A 16,712-nucleotide genomic window follows, 5' to 3' on the forward strand; every position below is an offset into this window, starting at 1 on the left:
ACGATGGGTTATCCGGACCGGACACGGGCACCGGACCCACCCCCTGACTCCGTCCGGGGGGACCCCCGTGAGGAGCGCTCTTGCCAGACGAGGTCCAGCCAATCTCCGCCGCGCAGCCCGACCCGCAGGCCGAGCAGGCCACGGCGGCCGCTGCCACGCCCCCGCCGGCCCCGCCGGCCGAGCCCGCCCCGAAGCCGGCGCCGGTCAAGCCCGCGCCAGCGAAGTCGGCCGCGTCCTCCAACCGGGTGCGCGCCCGCCTGGCCCGCCTCGGCGTGCAGCGTTCGAACCCGTACAACCCGGTACTGGAGCCACTGCTCCGCATAGTCCGCAGCAACGACCCGAAGATCGAGACGTCGACGCTGCGCCAGCTCGAACAGGCCTACCAGGTGGCCGAGCGCTGGCACCGCGGCCAGAAGCGCAAGAGCGGCGACCCGTACATCACCCACCCGCTCGCGGTCACGACCATCCTCGCCGAGCTCGGCATGGACCCGGCCACCCTCATGGCCGGCCTGCTGCACGACACCGTCGAGGACACCGAGTACGGCCTGGAGGACCTGCGCCGCGACTTCGGCGACGCCGTGGCGCTGCTCGTCGACGGCGTCACCAAGCTCGACCGGGTGAAGTTCGGCGAGGCGGCCCAGGCGGAGACCGTCCGCAAGATGGTCGTGGCCATGGCGAAGGACCCGCGCGTCCTGGTCATCAAGCTCGCCGACCGGCTGCACAACATGCGCACGATGCGCTACCTCAAGCGGGAGAAGCAGGAGAAGAAGGCCCGCGAGACCCTTGAGATCTACGCCCCGCTGGCGCATCGGCTGGGCATGAACACGATCAAGTGGGAGCTGGAGGACCTCTCCTTCGCGATCCTCTACCCCAAGATGTACGACGAGATCGTGCGCCTGGTCGCCGAGCGCGCACCCAAGCGCGACGAGTACCTCGCCCTCGTCACGGACGAGGTCCAGGTGGACCTCAGAGCCGCCCGGATCAAGGCCACCGTGACGGGCCGCCCCAAGCACTACTACAGCGTCTACCAGAAGATGATCGTCCGCGGCCGTGACTTCGCGGAGATCTACGACCTGGTGGGCATCCGCGTCCTCGTCGACACCGTCCGCGACTGCTACGCGGCCCTCGGCACGGTGCACGCGCGGTGGAACCCGGTCCCGGGCCGGTTCAAGGACTACATCGCGATGCCCAAGTTCAACATGTACCAGTCGCTCCACACGACGGTCATCGGGCCCAGCGGCAAGCCCGTCGAACTGCAGATCCGCACCTTCGACATGCACCGCCGCGCCGAGTACGGCATCGCCGCGCACTGGAAGTACAAGCAGCAGACCGTCGCGGGCACCTCCAAGGTCCGCACCGACGTCCCCCAGGCCGCCAAGGGCAGCGCCGGCCAGGACACCGTCAACGACATGGCGTGGCTGCGCCAGCTGCTGGACTGGCAGAAGGAGACCGAGGACCCGGGCGAGTTCCTCGACTCGCTGCGCTTCGACCTCTCGCGCAACGAGGTCTTCGTCTTCACCCCCAAGGGCGATGTCATCGCGCTGCCCGCCGGTGCCACCCCGGTGGACTTCGCGTACGCCGTCCACACCGAGGTCGGCCACCGGACGATAGGGGCCCGCGTCAACGGCCGCCTCGTCCCGCTGGAGTCGACCCTAGACAACGGCGACCTGGTCGAGGTCTTCACCTCGAAGGCCGAGGGGGCGGGACCGTCCCGCGACTGGCTGGGCTTCGTCAAGTCCCCGCGGGCCCGGAACAAGATCCGCGCCTGGTTCTCCAAGGAACGCCGCGACGAGGCCATCGAGCACGGCAAGGACGCCATCGCGCGGGCCATGCGCAAGCAGAACCTGCCGATCCAGCGGATCCTGACCGGCGACTCGCTCGTGACCCTCGCGCACGAGATGCGCTACCCGGACATCTCCTCCCTGTACGCGGCGATCGGCGAGGGCCACGTGGCCGCGCAGGGCGTCGTACAGAAGCTGGTCGCGGCCCTCGGCGGCGAGGAGGCCGCCAACGAGGACATCGAGGAATCGATGCCCGCGCGGACCCGCGGCAAGCGGCGCAGCAACGCCGACCCGGGTGTGGTCGTCAAGGGCGTCGACGACGTGTGGGTCAAGCTCGCCCGCTGCTGCACCCCGGTGCCCGGCGACCCGATCATCGGGTTCGTCACGCGCGGCAGTGGCGTATCGGTTCACCGCGCGGACTGCGTCAACGTCGACTCCCTCTCCCAGCAGCCCGAAAGGATGCTGGAGGTCGAGTGGGCGCCCACCCAGTCCTCGGTCTTCCTGGTCGCCATCCAGGTCGAGGCGCTGGACCGGTCCCGGCTGCTGTCGGACGTCACCCGGGTCCTCTCCGACCAGCACGTCAACATCCTGTCGGCGGCGGTGCAGACCTCCCGCGACCGGGTGGCCACCTCCCGGTTCACCTTCGAGATGGGCGACCCCAAGCACCTGGGCCACGTCCTGAAGGCCGTCCGGGGCGTGGAGGGCGTCTACGACGTCTACCGCGTGACCTCGGCCCGCCGGCCGTAGGGGCACCCTCCCCGGGCCGCAGCCCGCATGACGAAGGGCCCCGGTACACGGAACGCGTACCGGGGCCCTCGTCGGTGGCGGGATATCAGCCGCCGAACTCCTCCAGGCCCTTCAGCGCCTGGTCCAGCAGGGCCTGGCGGCCCTCCAGCTCACGCGACAGCTTGTCGGCCTTGGCGTTGTTGCCCGCCGCGCGCGCCGCGTCGATCTGCCCGCGCAGCTTGTCGACCGCCGCCTGGAGCTGACCGGTCAGACCGGCCGCACGGGCCCGCGCCTCCGGGTTCGTACGGCGCCACTCGCCCTCCTCGGCCTCCTGGATGGCGCGCTCCACCGCGTGCATCCGGCCTTCTACCTTGGGCCGGGCGTCGCGCGGCACGTGGCCGACGGCCTCCCAGCGCTCGTTGAGCGAGCGGAACGCGGCACGGGCCGCCTTCAGGTCCGTCACGGGTACGAGCTTCTCGGCCTCGTCGGCCAGCTCCTCCTTGAGCTTCAGGTTCTCGGTCTGCTCGGCGTCACGCTCCGCGAACACCTCGCTGCGGGCCGCGAAGAACACGTCCTGCGCACCGCGGAAACGGTTCCACAGATCGTCCTCGGCCTCGCGCTGCGCCCGGCCCGCCGCCTTCCAGTCCGCCATCAGCTCGCGGTAGCGGGCGGCCGTCGGACCCCAGTCGGTCGACTTCGACAGCGACTCGGCCTCCGAGACCAGCTTCTCCTTGACCTTGCGGGCGTCCTCACGCTGCGCGTCCAGCGAGGCGAAGTGCGCCTTGCGGCGCTTGGAGAAGGCGGAACGGGCGTGCGAGAACCGGTGCCACAGCTCGTCGTCCGACTTGCGGTCCAGGCGCGGCAGGCCCTTCCAGATGTCCACCAGGGCGCGCAGGCGCTCGCCGGCACTGCGCCACTGATCGCTCTGCGCCAGCTGCTCGGCCTCGGCGACCAGCGCGTCCTTGGCCGCCCGGGCCTCGTCCGCCTGCTTGGCCTTCTGGGCCTTGCGCTCCTCGCGCCGGGACTCCACGGTCTCGACCAGCTTGTCCAGACGCACGCGCAGGGCGTCCAGGTCGCCCACGGCGTGGTGCTCGTCGACCTGCGTGCGCAGGTGGTCGATCGCCGTCTGGGCGTCCTTGGCGGACAGATCAGTGGTCCGCACCCGCTTTTCGAGGAGGCCGATCTCGACCACCAGGCCCTCGTACTTGCGCTCGAAGTAGGCCAGAGCCTCCTCAGGGGTGCCCGCCTGCCACGAACCGACGACCTGCTCGCCATCGGAAGTACGCACGTACACGGTGCCCGTCTCGTCGACTCGGCCCCACGGGTCGCTGCTCACAGCGCCTCCTCCACCTGATGCCTGCGAGGGGTTCACCCCCTGGGCATCGTCCACAGTTTCCTGGGGCGGGCAGCGCCCGCCCTGCACAACGCCAACATAGGCGACCGCCGGGCCGGCTGTCCGCATCCCGCACGACGGAATATCGGCGCAGAGGGCGGGCCGGCCGGCCCGTGGGTCGCTCACCCCGTCAGTTCTGGGTGACCGTGCCCTTCTCGATCTTGACATCGTTCTTCGGCGCACCGTCCTGGCCGCCGTCGACCGTGCCGGCCTTGGCGATCTCCTCCAGGACCTTCAGGCCTGCCGCGTCGATCTTGCCGAACGGCGTGTACGTCGGCGCCAGCGGGCTGTCCTTGTAGACCAGGAAGAACTGGCTGCCGCCCGAGCCGGGCCGGCCGGTGTTGGCCATGGCCACCGTGCCGGCCGGGTAGATCACCTGGCCCTGCTCGTTGGCCTTGCCCAGCGAGTCCAGGTTCTCGTCCGGGATGTTGTAGCCCGGGCCGCCGCGGCCGGTGCCCTCGGGGTCGCCGCACTGGAGCACGAAGATCCCCCCGGCCGTCAGCCGGTGGCACTTGGTGTTGTCGAAGTAGCCCTTGTCGGCGAGCGACTTGAACGAGTTCACCGTCTGCGGGGTCTTCGCCGCGTCCATCGCGAAGTTGATGTCACCCGCGCTGGTCTTCAGCGCGAAGGTGTACTTCCCCTTCTGGTCGATCGCCATCTCCGGCGAAGGGGACTGCTTCGGCTCGGGCGCGGTCGCCGAGGCCGACGGGTTCGCCGCCGGGTCCGCGGCCTGGTCCTTCTTGTCCTTGTCGAAGACACCGCCCACGATCAGGCCCACCAGCGTCGCGATCACCACGGCGACCACCGCGCCGATCACCGCCGCCCGCTGGCGCGTCTTCTTCCGGGCCTCGGCGCGGCGCTTCTGCTGGCGCTCGTACTTCTCCCTGGCGAGCTGTCGCCGCCGCTGATCGCTCGTGACCACCGGGTCGTCTCCTTGTACGTGTCTGATACTGCTGTCCGGGCTGGGATAGGCCGTACCGTATATGGGTTCGCTGTGTAATGAGCGGCGCCGGTAGGCTCTGAGCAGCAGGATTGACGACCTGCACCCTCCCGCCGACGACGATTGAGGACGAACGTGCTGATTGCCGGGTTCCCCGCAGGCGCCTGGGGCACCAACTGCTACGTGGTCGCCCCCGCCGCCGGCGAGGAGTGCGTCATCATCGACCCGGGCCACCAGGCCGCCCAGGGTGTCGAGGAGACGCTGAGGAAGCATCGGCTCAAGCCCGTCGCGGTCGTCCTGACCCACGGCCACATCGATCATGTGGCCTCGGTGGTCCCGGTGTGCGGAGCACACGACGTACCGGCCTGGATCCACCCCGAGGACCGCTACATGATGAGCGACCCGGAGAAGGCCCTCGGCCGGTCCATCGGGATGCCCCTCATGGGCGAGCTGACCGTGGGGGAGCCCGACGACGTCCGCGAGCTGGCCGACGGCGCCGCCCTGAGATTGGCCGGAATGGACTTCTCCGTGGCGCACGCGCCGGGCCATACCAAGGGGTCGGTGACCTTCCGGATGCCCGAGCTGGCCGACGTCCCGCCGGTCTTCTTCTCGGGCGATCTGCTCTTCGCCGGCTCCATCGGACGAACCGACCTGCCGGGCGGCTCCCACGCCGAAATGCTCGATTCGCTGGCCCGCGTGTGCCTGCCGCTCGACGACACGACCGTGGTGCTGTCCGGCCACGGTCCCCAGACCACCATCGGCCGCGAGCGCGCGACCAACCCGTACCTGCGGGAGGTCGCCGCCGGCCTGGCAGCGGACCCGACAGCCGCTCCACGACGAGGAATGTGACGAAAGCTTCGTGGCTACTTTTCAGGCCCCCAAGGGCACGTACGACCTGATCCCGCCGGTCTCCGTGAAGTACCTGGCGGTACGCGAGGCCATCGCGGCCCCGCTCCGCAACTCCGGCTACGGCTACATCGAGACCCCCGGCTTCGAGGACGTGGGCCTCTTCGCCCGCGGCGTAGGCGAGTCCACCGACATCGTCTCCAAGGAGATGTACGCCTTCGAGACCAAGGGCGGCGACCAGCTCGCCCTGCGCCCCGAGGGAACCGCCTCCGTGCTGCGCGCCGCCCTGGAGGCGAGCCTGCACAAGAAGGGCAACCTGCCGGTCAAGCTCTGGTACTCCGGCTCGTACTACCGCTACGAGAAGCCGCAGGCGGGCCGCTACCGCCACTTCTCGCAGGTCGGTGCCGAGGCGATCGGCGCCGAGGACCCCGCGCTGGACGCCGAGCTGATCATCCTGGCCGACCAGGCGTACCGCTCGCTCGGCCTGCGCGACTTCCGGATCCTGCTGAACTCGCTCGGCGACAAGGAGTGCCGCCCCGTGTACCGGGAGGCCTTGCAGTCCTTCCTGCGAGGCCTCGACCTCGACGCGGAGACCATGCGCCGCGCCGAGATCAACCCGCTGCGCGTGCTCGACGACAAGCGGGCCGACGTCCAGAAGCAGCTCGTCGGCGCCCCGGTGCTGCGCGACTACCTGTGCGACGCCTGCAAGGCGTACCACGAGCAGGTCCGGGTCCTGGTGACCGCGGCCGGCGTCGCCTTCGAGGACGACGACAAGCTGGTGCGCGGCCTGGACTACTACACCCGCACCACCTTCGAGTTCGTCCACGACGGCCTGGGCATCGCGGTCGGCGGCGGCGGCCGCTACGACGGCCTGTCCGAGATGATCGGCGGACCGGCCCTGCCGTCGGTCGGCTGGGCGCTCGGCGTGGACCGCACGGTCCTCGCGCTGGAGAAGGAGGGCGTCGAACTCGACATCCCCGCGTCGACCTCCGTGTTCGCCGTGGCACTGGGCGAGGCCAAGGCGACCGTGTTCGGGCTCGTGACGCAGCTGCGCAAGGCGGGCGTCGCGGCGGACATGTCGTACGGCGGCAAGGGCCTCAAGGGCGCCATGAAGGACGCGAACCGCAGCGGTGCCCGCTTCGCGATCGTCGCGGGCGACCGCGACCTCGCCGAGGGGGTCGTCCAGCTCAAGGACATGGAGTCCGGGGACCAGACGGCCGTGCCCGTCGGCGAGCTGATCGACACGGTCCAGGCGCGCCTCGCCTGACGGCGGCGGCAGCGAACGCCTGAGGACGGGGCCGGGGATCTTTCCCCGGCCCCGTCCGTTCACAGGCTCGTACGGCACAATGGCCCGTGCTTGATCACCTGGCAGATGTGGAGCGGGCGGTATGACGACACGGGATACGGACGCGGAGACCGCCCGGGGGCCGGCCTTCGGGGCGAGCCGGGCGCTGGCCCTGCTGCTGGTGATCACGGGGGCCGCGGGCCTGCTCGCCGCCTGGGTGATCACGATCGACAAGTTCAAGCTGCTGGAGGACCCGAACTTCACACCGGGCTGCAGCCTCAACCCGGTCGTCTCCTGCGGCAACATCATGAAGAGCGACCAGGCGGCCGTCTTCGGCTTCCCGAACCCCATGCTGGGCCTGGTCGCCTACGGCATCGTGATCTGCGTCGGCATGAGCATCCTGGCCGGCGCCCGGTTCCGCGCCTGGTACTGGCTCACCTTCAACGCCGGCACGCTCTTCGGGGTCGTCTTCTGCGCCTGGCTCACCTACCAGTCGCTCTACAACATCAACGCGCTGTGCCTGTGGTGCTCCCTGGCGTGGGTCGCCACGATCCTGATGTTCTGGTACGTCACCTCCCACAACGTCCGCGCCGGGCTGCTGCCGGCCCCGGGCTGGCTGAAGGGCTTCTTCGAGGAGTTCACCTGGGTGCTGCCGGTCCTGCACATCGGGATCATCGGCATGCTGGTCCTGACCCGCTGGTGGGACTTCTGGACCTCCTGACGGCGGCCGGCGTTGTCGGTGGGCTCGCTTAGGCTTCCCATGTGGAACCAGACCTGTTCACCGCCGCCGCCGAAGAGCGCCAGGAGAAGGACCCCGCGAGCTCGCCGCTCGCCGTCCGGATGCGCCCGCGCACCCTGGACGAGGTCGTCGGCCAGCAGCACCTGCTGAAGCCCGGATCACCGCTGCGGCGACTGGTCGGGGAAGGGGCCGGAGGCCCGGCCGGTGCCTCCTCGGTGATCCTCTGGGGCCCGCCCGGCATCGGGAAGACGACCCTCGCCTACGTGGTCAGCCAGGCCACGCAGAAGCGCTTCGTGGAGCTCTCCGCCATCACCGCGGGCGTCAAGGAGGTACGGGCCGTCATCGAGGGCGCGCGCCGCGCGGCCGGAGGGTACGGCAAGGAGACCGTCCTCTTCCTCGACGAGATCCACCGCTTCAGCAAGGCCCAGCAGGACTCCCTGCTGCCGGCCGTCGAGAACCGCTGGGTGACGCTGATCGCGGCCACCACGGAGAACCCGTACTTCTCGATCATCTCCCCGCTGCTGTCGCGATCGCTGCTGCTCACGCTGGAGCCGCTGACCGACGCCGACCTGAGCGGCCTGATGCGGCGCGCGCTCACGGAGGAGCGGGGCCTGGCAGGGGCGGTGACCCTGCCGCAGGACGCCGAGGCGCACCTGCTGCGGATCGCAGGCGGCGACGCCCGGCGCGCGCTGACCGCACTGGAGGCGGGGGCCGGCTCGGCCATCGCCAAGGGCGAGGACGAGATCACCCTCCGGACCCTGGAGGAGGCGGTCGACCGGGCGGCGGTCCGCTACGACAAGGACGGCGACCAGCACTACGACGTGGCGAGCGCCCTGATCAAGTCGATCCGCGGTTCCGACGTGGACGCAGCGCTGCACTACCTGGCGCGGATGATCGAGGCCGGCGAGGACCCCCGGTTCATCGCGCGCCGCCTGATGATCTCCGCGAGCGAGGACATCGGCCTCGCGGACCCGACGGCGCTGCCGCTCGCGGTGGCCGCGGCCCAGGCCGTGGCGATGATCGGCTTCCCGGAGGCCGCGCTGACCCTCTCGCACGCCACCATCGCCCTTGCCCTGGCCCCCAAGTCGAACACCGCCACGACCGCGATCGGCGCGGCGCTGGCCGACGTACGGGCGGGCCTCGCCGGCTCCGTCCCGACGCACCTGCGGGACGGGCACTACAAGGGCGCGGCCAAGCTGGGGCACGCCGTGGGGTACGTGTACCCGCACGACGTGCCGGGCGCCATCGCCGCCCAGCAGTACGCCCCGGACGAGATCCACGGCAAGCGGTACTACGAGCCGACCCGCTACGGCGCCGAGGCCCGCTACGCGGACGTGGTGGAAAAGGTCCGCGAACGCCTCCGCGGCACCGACCGCGGCTAGGGCGTGGCGAGCCGGGCTGTCCGAGCTGTCCGGTGGGCTGTCCGTGACCGCGCGGGAGAAGCGGCGCTGCAGGACGTTCCGGCCGCCTGCCCTCAGTGAGCGGCGGCCGAGAAGAGGGTGCCCATCGCCCGGCGCAGGCCGCAGATGTCCTTCACCGGCTCCGGGAAGTCGAAGCGGGCGTCGAAGGAGCCGGTGGAGGCGCCGCCGGTGAAGCGGACGCGCAGGCCGGCGCGGTCGAGGGCGAGCGGGACGGCGCTCATGCCCCGCGCCCCTCGGTCGCCGAGCAGCCCGCACAGCTCGCCGATCCGGTCGCCGTGGGCGGAGTGCAGGTGCTGGAGCAGCTCCGCCTCGTGCGGGGACACCGGGTCGGGCTCCGCCGCGGCCAGGTCGTCGGGGTCCACGTGCTCGGCGCCCCACAGGTCGTCCACGGTGATCTCGCCGACCTCCAGGCGCAGCATCATCCAGGCCGGCCGCCCGGCGTGAGGGGCGTCGAGGGACTCGCCCAGGCCCAGCAGCTCGCCCACGGGGTGCCGCTCTGCGAGCAGCGCGGCGCACGCCCCGCGGTCGTCCCCGCGCACCGGCGTCAGCCACCCGGCCAGCCACGCACGGCCTCGGATACGATGTGGAACGGACACCGGCGCCACATCCGTGATCTCGATCACGGCGGTGAGGTCGTCGTCCTGGGCGTGAGCGGCTGCCCTGGCAGCCGTGGATTCCCCTGAGACAAGGAGAATCACGTCCCCGTCCGGGGTGACGGTCCGCGCGACCGGCATCCCTGTCCCGAACTCCTCGGACCCGTGACTGTCACGAGCACCGATCAGTGTGAGGGATACTGAGGCGTTGGACTCTACGAGGGTTCGTACGCGTTCGGCTCCGGTGAGCTGCCGAACGCCTTCCCTGGGACGCGGCTGACCTTGCTTATCGTCGGCGCAAGCGGATTCTGTTTCGTCTGAATCCGAACTGCGTTGCGCACTGGGCAGGGGGATCCCATGTGGTCGAGACATTACGTCCTCCTCGCTAAGGTAAGCCTCACCTAACTTACATGGAGGTAGGTTCCCCGTGAACCAGAAGCGACCCAAGGTCAAGAAGTCTCGCGCCCTCGGCATCGCCCTGACGCCGAAGGCCGTCAAGTACTTCGAGGCCCGCCCCTACCCGCCGGGCGAGCACGGCCGTGGCCGCAAGCAGAACTCGGACTACAAGGTCCGTCTGCTGGAGAAGCAGCGTCTGCGCGCTCAGTACGACATCTCCGAGCGCCAGATGGCCCGCGCGTACGACCGCGCCAAGAAGGCCGAGGGCAAGACGGGCGAGGCGCTCGTCGTCGAGCTCGAGCGTCGTCTCGACGCCCTGGTCCTGCGTTCGGGCATCGCCCGCACGATCTACCAGGCCCGCCAGATGGTCGTTCACGGCCACATCGAGGTCAACGGCGCCAAGGTCGACAAGCCGTCGTTCCGTGTCCGCCCGGACGACGTCATCACCGTGCGCGAGCGCAGCCGCGAGAAGGTTCCGTTCCAGGTCGCCCGTGAGGGTGGCTACGCAGGCGAGGGCGAGACCCCGCGCTACCTGCAGGTCAACCTGAAGGCCCTGGCCTTCCGCCTGGACCGCGACCCGAACCGCAAGGAAATCCCGGTCATCTGCGACGAGCAGCTCGTCGTCGAGTACTACGCCCGCTGATCTTCCGGCAGGCGTAGCCCTCACAGGCTGGTGGAAACCCGCCGCTCCCTCCATGGGGCGGCGGGTTTTCCGCGTTCCGGGTGTACGACACCGCCTACGGCTGGTCCGCCGGCGCCGTGCTGCGCGCGACCCGCGGGCCGGGCACCCCGCCCCGCTCGGCCGGCCGCGGCACCGGCGCCGCCCCCCGCAGCGCCCGCACCACCAGCGCCTCCCTACCCAGCTCCCGGCCCTCGGCCGCGTACGCCGCGTACCGCTCGGCGCCCAGCAGCTCGCCCGCCCGCGCCCGGCACATCAGCCGCGGGGCGTTGAAGTACCCCGAGCCGAACAGCTGCAGCCCCACCCCGCCCCACATCGGCTCCGCCGCGCCCTGGAGCACCGCGGCCTCGGCCGGCTCCCCCTCCGCGACCGTGACCAGCGCGAGCAGCTCCAGCGCTAGCACCAGCCCGACCAGGTCGTGGAACGCGTGATTGATCTCCACGCACTCGCTCAGCAGCCCCCGGGCCTCCTGCGTCGCGCCCCCGTCCAGGGCCGCGTACGCCAGCACGTAGAGCGCGTAGGCCTTCGTCCAGTGCTCCCCGCGCTCCTCGCAGATCTCCCGGACCTCCCCGCACAGTGCGAGCGAGCCCGGCAGGTCCCCGAGGAAGGCCAGCGCCATCCCCAGCTCCACCTGGCACATCAGCACGTTGCTGTTCAGCTCCCCGGCCGCCCGGTACTGCTCCAGCGCCTCACCGAGCAGCTCCCGGGCCCGGGACATGTCGTCCGAGACCAGGGCCAGGCAGCCCAGCCGGTGCACCGCGTACGCCGCCGCCACCCGGTTCCCGCTGCGCGCCGCCCCGTCCCGGCACTCGTACAGCGCGCACATCGAGGCCGTCGCGTCGCCCTGCAGTGCCGCGACGTAACCCAGCACCCACAGGGCCTTCAGCCGCGAACTCTCGTACTCCGTCACCGCCCCGCCCGGAGGATCCAGGGTCCGGTCCAGCCAGTGCCGGCCCTCGGTCAGGCGCCCGCAGCCCGCCCAGTAGAACCACAGGGTGCCCGCCAGGTACTGGCCCAGGTGCAGCTCGTCCGGCTCGTCCAGACAGCACTCCAGGGCGAGCCGGAGGTTCGGCAGCTCCGCCTCCACCAGCGCGGCCACCTCGTGCTGGCGCGGACTGAACCAGTCCAGCTCGCACCAGGTCGCCAGCCCCATGTACCAGTCCCGGTGCCGCCGCCGCAGCCGCACCGCGTCGCCCAGCGACTCCAGCCAGCCCGCCCCGTACAGCCGTACGGTCTCCAGCATGCGGAAGCGCACCCCCGCGGCCGTCTCCTCCCGGACCAGCAGCGACTGGGCGAGGAGCTCGCCCACCAGGTCGAGGACGCCCTCCACCGGCATGTCGGGCCCGGCGCACACGTATTCGGCGGCGTCGAGATCGAACTGCCCCGCGAACACCGACAGCCGCGCCCACAGCAGCCGCTCCGCCGGAGTGCACAGCTCATGGCTCCAGCCGATGGCCGTCCGCAGCGTCCGGTGCCTCGGCAGGCCCCCGCGCACACCGCCCGTCAGCAGTCCGAAGCGGTCCTCCAGCCGGGCCAGCACCTGCGCCGGGGACAGCGTCCGCAGCCGGCCCGCCGCCAGCTCCAGAGCGAGCGGAATCCCGTCGAGGCGCGCGCACAGCTCCATGAGCTCGGCCCGGTCGGCCCCGGTCACCGCGAAGCCCGGGTCCGCGGCGGACGCCCGCGCCGCCAGCAGAGCCAGCGCCTCTTCGGGGACCGGCGGGGCGAGCGGGAACGTCCGCTCCCCGTCCAGGTCCAGCGGGCGCCGGCCCGCCGCGAGCACCCGCAGGCCGGGGGAGCGCAGCAGCAGCTCCCGTACCAGCCCCGCGGTCTCGTCCACCAGCTGCTCGAAGCCGTCCAGGACCAGCAGCAGCCGCTTCCCGGCCAGGTGCTCGGCCAGTACGGTCCGGGGCGGCCGGGTGGTGTGGTCGGTCAGCCCGAGCGCCTCGGAGAGCGCGAGCTCCAGCAGCGCCGGATCCCGTACGCAGGCCAGCTCGGCCAGCCAGACGCCGTCGCAGTAGCGTTCCTGCCCCGGCGCATGCGCCTCTTCGGCCTCCTGTGCCCCTCGGACCTCCCGCGGGTCCTGGGCCTCCCGCGCCCCCTCGGCGGCCGACCGGGCCGCCGCGAGCACCAGCCGGGACTTGCCCACCCCGCCCACACCGGTCACGGTCACCAGCCGCGAGGCCTCCAGGAGCCGCCCCACCTCGGCGAGTTCGGCACCCCGCCCGATGAACCCGCTCAGCTCCGAGGGAAGATTGCCCCGGGCGGTATGTCGAAGGGGTCTCTGTCGCATGGGACACGGAGCGTACTGGTCCGGATGCACTGCGTCCAAGATGCGTCGTCCCGACCCCGAATTCGGGTACGGCCGGGTATCCCCGGCGCGATAGGGTCGGAGGACCATTTGTGGGAATCGCTGCCGCCGGCGGTTCGGGTACAGACAGAGAGCGGTGTGACGTGTCCGGTGTAGAGGTGGCCGGGATCATCGTGGCCGTCTTCTGGGCCATCCTGATCTCCTTCCTCGCCGTCGCCCTGGTGCGGCTGGCGCAGGTGCTCAGGGCGACGACCAAGCTGGTGTCCGAAGTGACCGACCAGGCCGTACCGCTCCTGGCCGACGCCTCCAGCACCGTCCGCTCCGCGCGCACCCAGCTCGACCGGGTCGACGCCATCGCGAGCGACGTCCAGGAGGTCACCTCCAACGCCTCCGCGCTGTCCTCCACCGTGGCCACCGCCTTCGGGGGACCGCTGGTGAAGGTCGCGGCCTTCGGCTACGGCGTCCGCAAGGCGCTGGGCAAGGGGGACGCCGCCCCGGGCGGCGTGCCGCCGAAGGCATCCCGCCGTACTGTGATCGTTGGCCGAACGGTGCCGGCCGCCCGGCGCCGGAAGCAGAAGGACTGAGACGCCGATGTTCCGCCGAGCCTTCTGGTTCACCGCAGGCGCAGCCGCCGGCGTGTGGGCCACCACCAAGGTCAACCGTCAGCTCAAGAAGCTGACGCCGGAGAGCCTCGCGGCCCAGGCCGCCGACAAGGCCGTCGAGGCGGGGCACCGCCTCAAGGACTTCGCCCTCGACGTCAAAGCGGGAATGACGCAGCGCGAGGACGAGCTGAACGACGCACTGGGGCTCCACCAGGACCCCGACCGGCCCGACAACGTCACCGCCCTCCCCGGGCCGCGACGGCTGCGGGCCATCGAGAACGACCAGAGCAACCCCCGACCAAAGCTTTCGTACAACCGGAATGAGGACCACTGATGGAGTCGGCTGAAATCCGCCGCCGCTGGCTGAGCTTCTTCGAGGAGCGCGGTCACGCCGTTGTCCCTTCGGCGTCGCTCATCGCGGACGACCCGACTCTGCTGCTGGTCAACGCGGGCATGGTCCCCTTCAAGCCGTACTTCCTCGGTGAGACCAAGCCCCCGGCCCCCCGCGCCACCAGCGTGCAGAAGTGCGTCCGTACGCCGGACATCGAAGAGGTCGGCAAGACCACCCGCCACGGCACGTTCTTCCAGATGTGCGGCAACTTCTCCTTCGGCGACTACTTCAAGGAAGGCGCCATCAAGTACGCCTGGGAGCTGCTCACCAGCTCCGTGGCGGACGGCGGCTACGGCCTCGAGCCCGAGAAGCTCTGGATCACCGTCTACCTCGACGACGACGAGGCCGAGACGATCTGGCGCGACGTCATCGGCGTCCCCGCCGAGCGCATCCAGCGCCTGGGCAAGAAGGACAACTTCTGGTCCATGGGCGTCCCCGGCCCCTGCGGCCCGTGCTCGGAGATCAACTACGACCGCGGCCCGGAGTTCGGCGTCGAGGGCGGCCCGGCCGTCAACGACGAGCGCTACGTGGAGATCTGGAACCTGGTCTTCATGCAGTACGAGCGCGGCGCCGGCGACGGGAAGGAAGACTTCCCGATCCTCGGCGACCTGCCGTCGAAGAACATCGACACCGGTCTCGGCCTCGAGCGCCTCGCCATGATCCTGCAGGGCGTGCAGAACATGTACGAGACCGACACCCTGCGCGTGGTCATGGACAAGGCCACCGAGCTGACCGGCGTCCGGTACGGGGCCGCCCGGGACACCGACGTGTCCATGCGCGTCGTCGCCGACCACATCCGCACCTCCGTCATGCTCATCGGCGACGGCGTCACCCCCGGCAACGAGGGCCGCGGCTACGTGCTGCGCCGCATCATGCGCCGCGCCATCCGCAACATGCGCCTCATGGGCGCCACGGGACCTGTCGTCCAGGACCTCGTCGACGTCGTGATCGACACGATGGGGCAGCAGTACCCGGAGCTCATCACCGACCGCAAGCGCATCGAGACCGTCGCGCTCGCCGAGGAAGCCGCCTTCCTCAAGGCCATCAAGGGTGGCACCAACATCCTCGACACCGCCGTGACCGATACCAAGGCCGCCGGCGGCACGGTCCTCTCCGGCGACAAGGCGTTCCTGCTCCACGACACCTGGGGCTTCCCGATCGACCTCACCCTGGAGATGGCCGCCGAGCAGGGCCTCTCCGTGGACGAGTCCGGCTTCCGCCGCCTGATGCAGGAGCAGCGCGACCGCGCCAAGGCCGACGCCAAGGCCAAGAAGACCGGCCACGCGGACATGTCCGCCTACCGGGAGATCGCCGACGGCGCCGGCGCCACCGAGTTCACCGGCTACGCCACCAACCAGGGCGAGTCCACCGTCGTCGGCCTGCTGGTCAACGGCGTCTCCGCGCCCGCCGCCTCCGAGGGCGACGAGGTCGAGGTCGTCCTCGACCGCACCCCCTTCTACGCCGAGGGCGGCGGCCAGCTCGCCGACCAGGGCCGGATCAAGCTCGACTCGGGCGCCGTCATCGTCGTCCGCGACGTGCAGCAGCCCGTCCCGGGCGTCTCCGTGCACAAGGGCTCCGTCCAGGTCGGCGAGGTGACGGTGGGCGCCTCCGCGTACGCCGCCATCGACGTCCACCGCCGCCGGGCCATCGCCCGCGCCCACTCCGCCACGCACCTGACGCACCAGGCGCTGCGCGACGCCCTGGGCCCGACGGCCGCCCAGGCCGGTTCCGAGAACTCGCCGGGCCGCTTCCGCTTCGACTTCGGTTCGCCGAACGCCGTCCCGGGCACCGTCCTCACCGACGTCGAGCAGAAGATCAACGACGTGCTCTCGCGGGAGCTCGACGTCACCGCCGAGATCATGAGCATCGACGAGGCGAAGAAGCAGGGCGCCATCGCCGAGTTCGGCGAGAAGTACGGCGAGCGCGTGCGCGTCGTCACCATCGGCGACTTCTCCAAGGAGCTGTGCGGCGGCACGCACGTCGGCAACACCTCCCAGCTGGGTCTGGTGAAGCTGCTCGGCGAGTCCTCCATCGGCTCCGGCGTGCGCCGCGTCGAGGCCCTGGTGGGCGTGGACGCGTACAACTTCCTCGCCAAGGAGCACACGGTCGTCGCCCAGCTGCAGGAGCTGGTCAAGGGCCGTCCGGAGGAGCTGCCGGAGAAGATCGCCTCGATGCTCGGCAAGCTGAAGGACGCCGAGAAGGAGATCGAGAAGTTCCGCGCGGAGAAGGTCCTCCAGGCCGCCGCCGGTCTCGCCGCCAACGCCCAGGACATCCACGGCGTCGCCCTGGTCGTCGGCCAGGTGGCGGACGGCATCGGCGCCGACGACCTGCGCAAGCTGGTCCTCGACGTCCGCGTGCGGATCCCCGGCGACCGTCCGGCGGTCGTGGCCCTGTTCACCGTCGCGGGCGGCCGCCCGCTGACCGTCATCGCGACCAACGAGGCGGCCCGCGAGCGCGGTCTCAAGGCCGGTGACCTGGTCCGTACGGCCGCCAAGACCCTCGGCGGCGGCGGTGGCGGCAAGCCGGACGTCGCCCAGGGCGGCGGCCAGAACCCGGCTGCCGTCCCGGAGGCCATCAGCGCCGTCGAGCGCCTCGTCGTCGAGACGGCCTGA

At 71.0% G+C, this 16,712-nt stretch carries 13 protein-coding genes; 9 read left to right on the forward strand and 4 right to left on the reverse strand.

Annotated features, from left to right (window positions below; genetic code table 11):
* Nucleotides 1-80 precede the first annotated feature (80 nt).
* Nucleotides 81-2,528: a RelA/SpoT family protein gene (locus AB0F82_RS11910; RefSeq protein ID WP_362626024.1), complete on the forward strand. Its 2,448-nt coding sequence runs from the start codon at nt 81-83 to the stop codon at nt 2,526-2,528.
* Between the two features lie 85 nt (nt 2,529-2,613).
* Here the strand turns inward: AB0F82_RS11910 and AB0F82_RS11915 are convergent, their stop codons facing one another.
* Together AB0F82_RS11915 and AB0F82_RS11920 are read right to left on the reverse strand one after the other, a co-directional pair.
* Nucleotides 2,614-3,843 carry a DUF349 domain-containing protein gene (locus tag AB0F82_RS11915; protein ID WP_356813167.1) on the reverse strand — a complete coding sequence of 410 codons (1,230 nt, stop codon included), beginning with the start codon at nt 3,841-3,843 and terminating at the stop codon, nt 2,614-2,616.
* Nucleotides 3,844-4,030: 187 nt separating this feature from the next.
* Entirely contained in the window at nt 4,031-4,822 is a 792-nt protein-coding gene (locus AB0F82_RS11920) for a peptidylprolyl isomerase (RefSeq protein WP_356813168.1), read from the reverse strand.
* A 153-nt stretch (nt 4,823-4,975) separates the two neighbouring features.
* Between AB0F82_RS11920 and AB0F82_RS11925 the strand changes: the two genes are divergently transcribed.
* The 4 genes from AB0F82_RS11925 (at nt 4,976) to AB0F82_RS11940 (ending at nt 9,092) form a co-directional block, all read left to right on the forward strand.
* A complete protein-coding gene (locus AB0F82_RS11925) occupies nt 4,976-5,689 on the forward strand; it encodes an MBL fold metallo-hydrolase (RefSeq protein ID WP_362626028.1) in 714 nt (237 codons plus the stop codon).
* 10 nt (nt 5,690-5,699) lie between these two features.
* Nucleotides 5,700-6,953 carry a histidine--tRNA ligase gene (gene hisS / locus AB0F82_RS11930; RefSeq protein ID WP_356813170.1) on the forward strand — a complete coding sequence of 418 codons (1,254 nt, stop codon included), beginning with the start codon at nt 5,700-5,702 and terminating at the stop codon, nt 6,951-6,953.
* 121 nt (nt 6,954-7,074) lie between these two features.
* Complete coding sequence (locus tag AB0F82_RS11935; RefSeq protein WP_356813171.1) at nt 7,075-7,692, forward strand: vitamin K epoxide reductase family protein; 618 nt, start codon at nt 7,075-7,077, stop codon at nt 7,690-7,692.
* Between the two features lie 41 nt (nt 7,693-7,733).
* A complete protein-coding gene (locus tag AB0F82_RS11940) occupies nt 7,734-9,092 on the forward strand; it encodes a replication-associated recombination protein A (RefSeq protein WP_362626032.1) in 1,359 nt (452 codons plus the stop codon).
* Nucleotides 9,093-9,184: 92 nt separating this feature from the next.
* Here AB0F82_RS11940 and AB0F82_RS11945 read toward each other — a convergent pair whose 3' ends face one another.
* Nucleotides 9,185-9,865 (reverse strand): DUF2470 domain-containing protein, encoded by a 681-nt coding sequence (locus AB0F82_RS11945; RefSeq protein ID WP_362626035.1) that lies wholly within the window; start codon nt 9,863-9,865, stop codon nt 9,185-9,187.
* Between the two features lie 286 nt (nt 9,866-10,151).
* On the opposite strand from AB0F82_RS11945, the gene rpsD reads away from it, so the two are divergent.
* Nucleotides 10,152-10,763 carry a 30S ribosomal protein S4 gene (rpsD, locus tag AB0F82_RS11950; protein WP_030026606.1) on the forward strand — a complete coding sequence of 204 codons (612 nt, stop codon included), beginning with the start codon at nt 10,152-10,154 and terminating at the stop codon, nt 10,761-10,763.
* Between the two features lie 94 nt (nt 10,764-10,857).
* Here rpsD and AB0F82_RS11955 read toward each other — a convergent pair whose 3' ends face one another.
* Nucleotides 10,858-13,089 carry an ATP-binding protein gene (locus tag AB0F82_RS11955; protein ID WP_362626039.1) on the reverse strand — a complete coding sequence of 744 codons (2,232 nt, stop codon included), beginning with the start codon at nt 13,087-13,089 and terminating at the stop codon, nt 10,858-10,860.
* A gap of 161 nt (nt 13,090-13,250) precedes the next feature.
* On the opposite strand from AB0F82_RS11955, the gene AB0F82_RS11960 reads away from it, so the two are divergent.
* The 3 genes from AB0F82_RS11960 to alaS are packed head-to-tail and all read left to right on the forward strand — an operon-like array spanning nt 13,251 to nt 16,712.
* A complete protein-coding gene (locus tag AB0F82_RS11960; protein WP_356813177.1) occupies nt 13,251-13,691 on the forward strand; it encodes a DUF948 domain-containing protein in 441 nt (146 codons plus the stop codon).
* Nucleotides 13,692-13,698: 7 nt separating this feature from the next.
* On the forward strand, nt 13,699-14,043 hold the full coding sequence (locus AB0F82_RS11965; protein WP_356813178.1) for a DUF6167 family protein: 345 nt from the start codon (nt 13,699-13,701) through the stop codon (nt 14,041-14,043).
* Nucleotides 14,043-16,712: an alanine--tRNA ligase gene (gene alaS / locus AB0F82_RS11970; RefSeq protein WP_362626043.1), complete on the forward strand. Its 2,670-nt coding sequence runs from the start codon at nt 14,043-14,045 to the stop codon at nt 16,710-16,712. The genes AB0F82_RS11965 and alaS overlap by 1 nt, the downstream gene beginning before the upstream one ends.

Source organism: Streptomyces virginiae, assembly GCF_040638905.1.
Taxonomy (GTDB): domain Bacteria; phylum Actinomycetota; class Actinomycetes; order Streptomycetales; family Streptomycetaceae; genus Streptomyces; species Streptomyces virginiae_B.

What these genes read in the sequence shown, in the direction of transcription:
- AB0F82_RS11965 (WP_356813178.1), top strand. Translation starts at nt 13,699, where the DNA reads ATGTTCCGCCGAGCCTTCTGGTTCACCGCAGGCGCAGCCGCCGGCGTG.
- AB0F82_RS11945 (WP_362626035.1), bottom strand. Translation starts at nt 9,865, where the DNA reads ATGCCGGTCGCGCGGACCGTCACCCCGGACGGGGACGTGATTCTCCTT.
- alaS (WP_362626043.1), top strand. Translation starts at nt 14,043, where the DNA reads ATGGAGTCGGCTGAAATCCGCCGCCGCTGGCTGAGCTTCTTCGAGGAG.
- AB0F82_RS11955 (WP_362626039.1), bottom strand. Translation starts at nt 13,089, where the DNA reads ATGCGACAGAGACCCCTTCGACATACCGCCCGGGGCAATCTTCCCTCG.
- AB0F82_RS11935 (WP_356813171.1), top strand. Translation starts at nt 7,075, where the DNA reads ATGACGACACGGGATACGGACGCGGAGACCGCCCGGGGGCCGGCCTTC.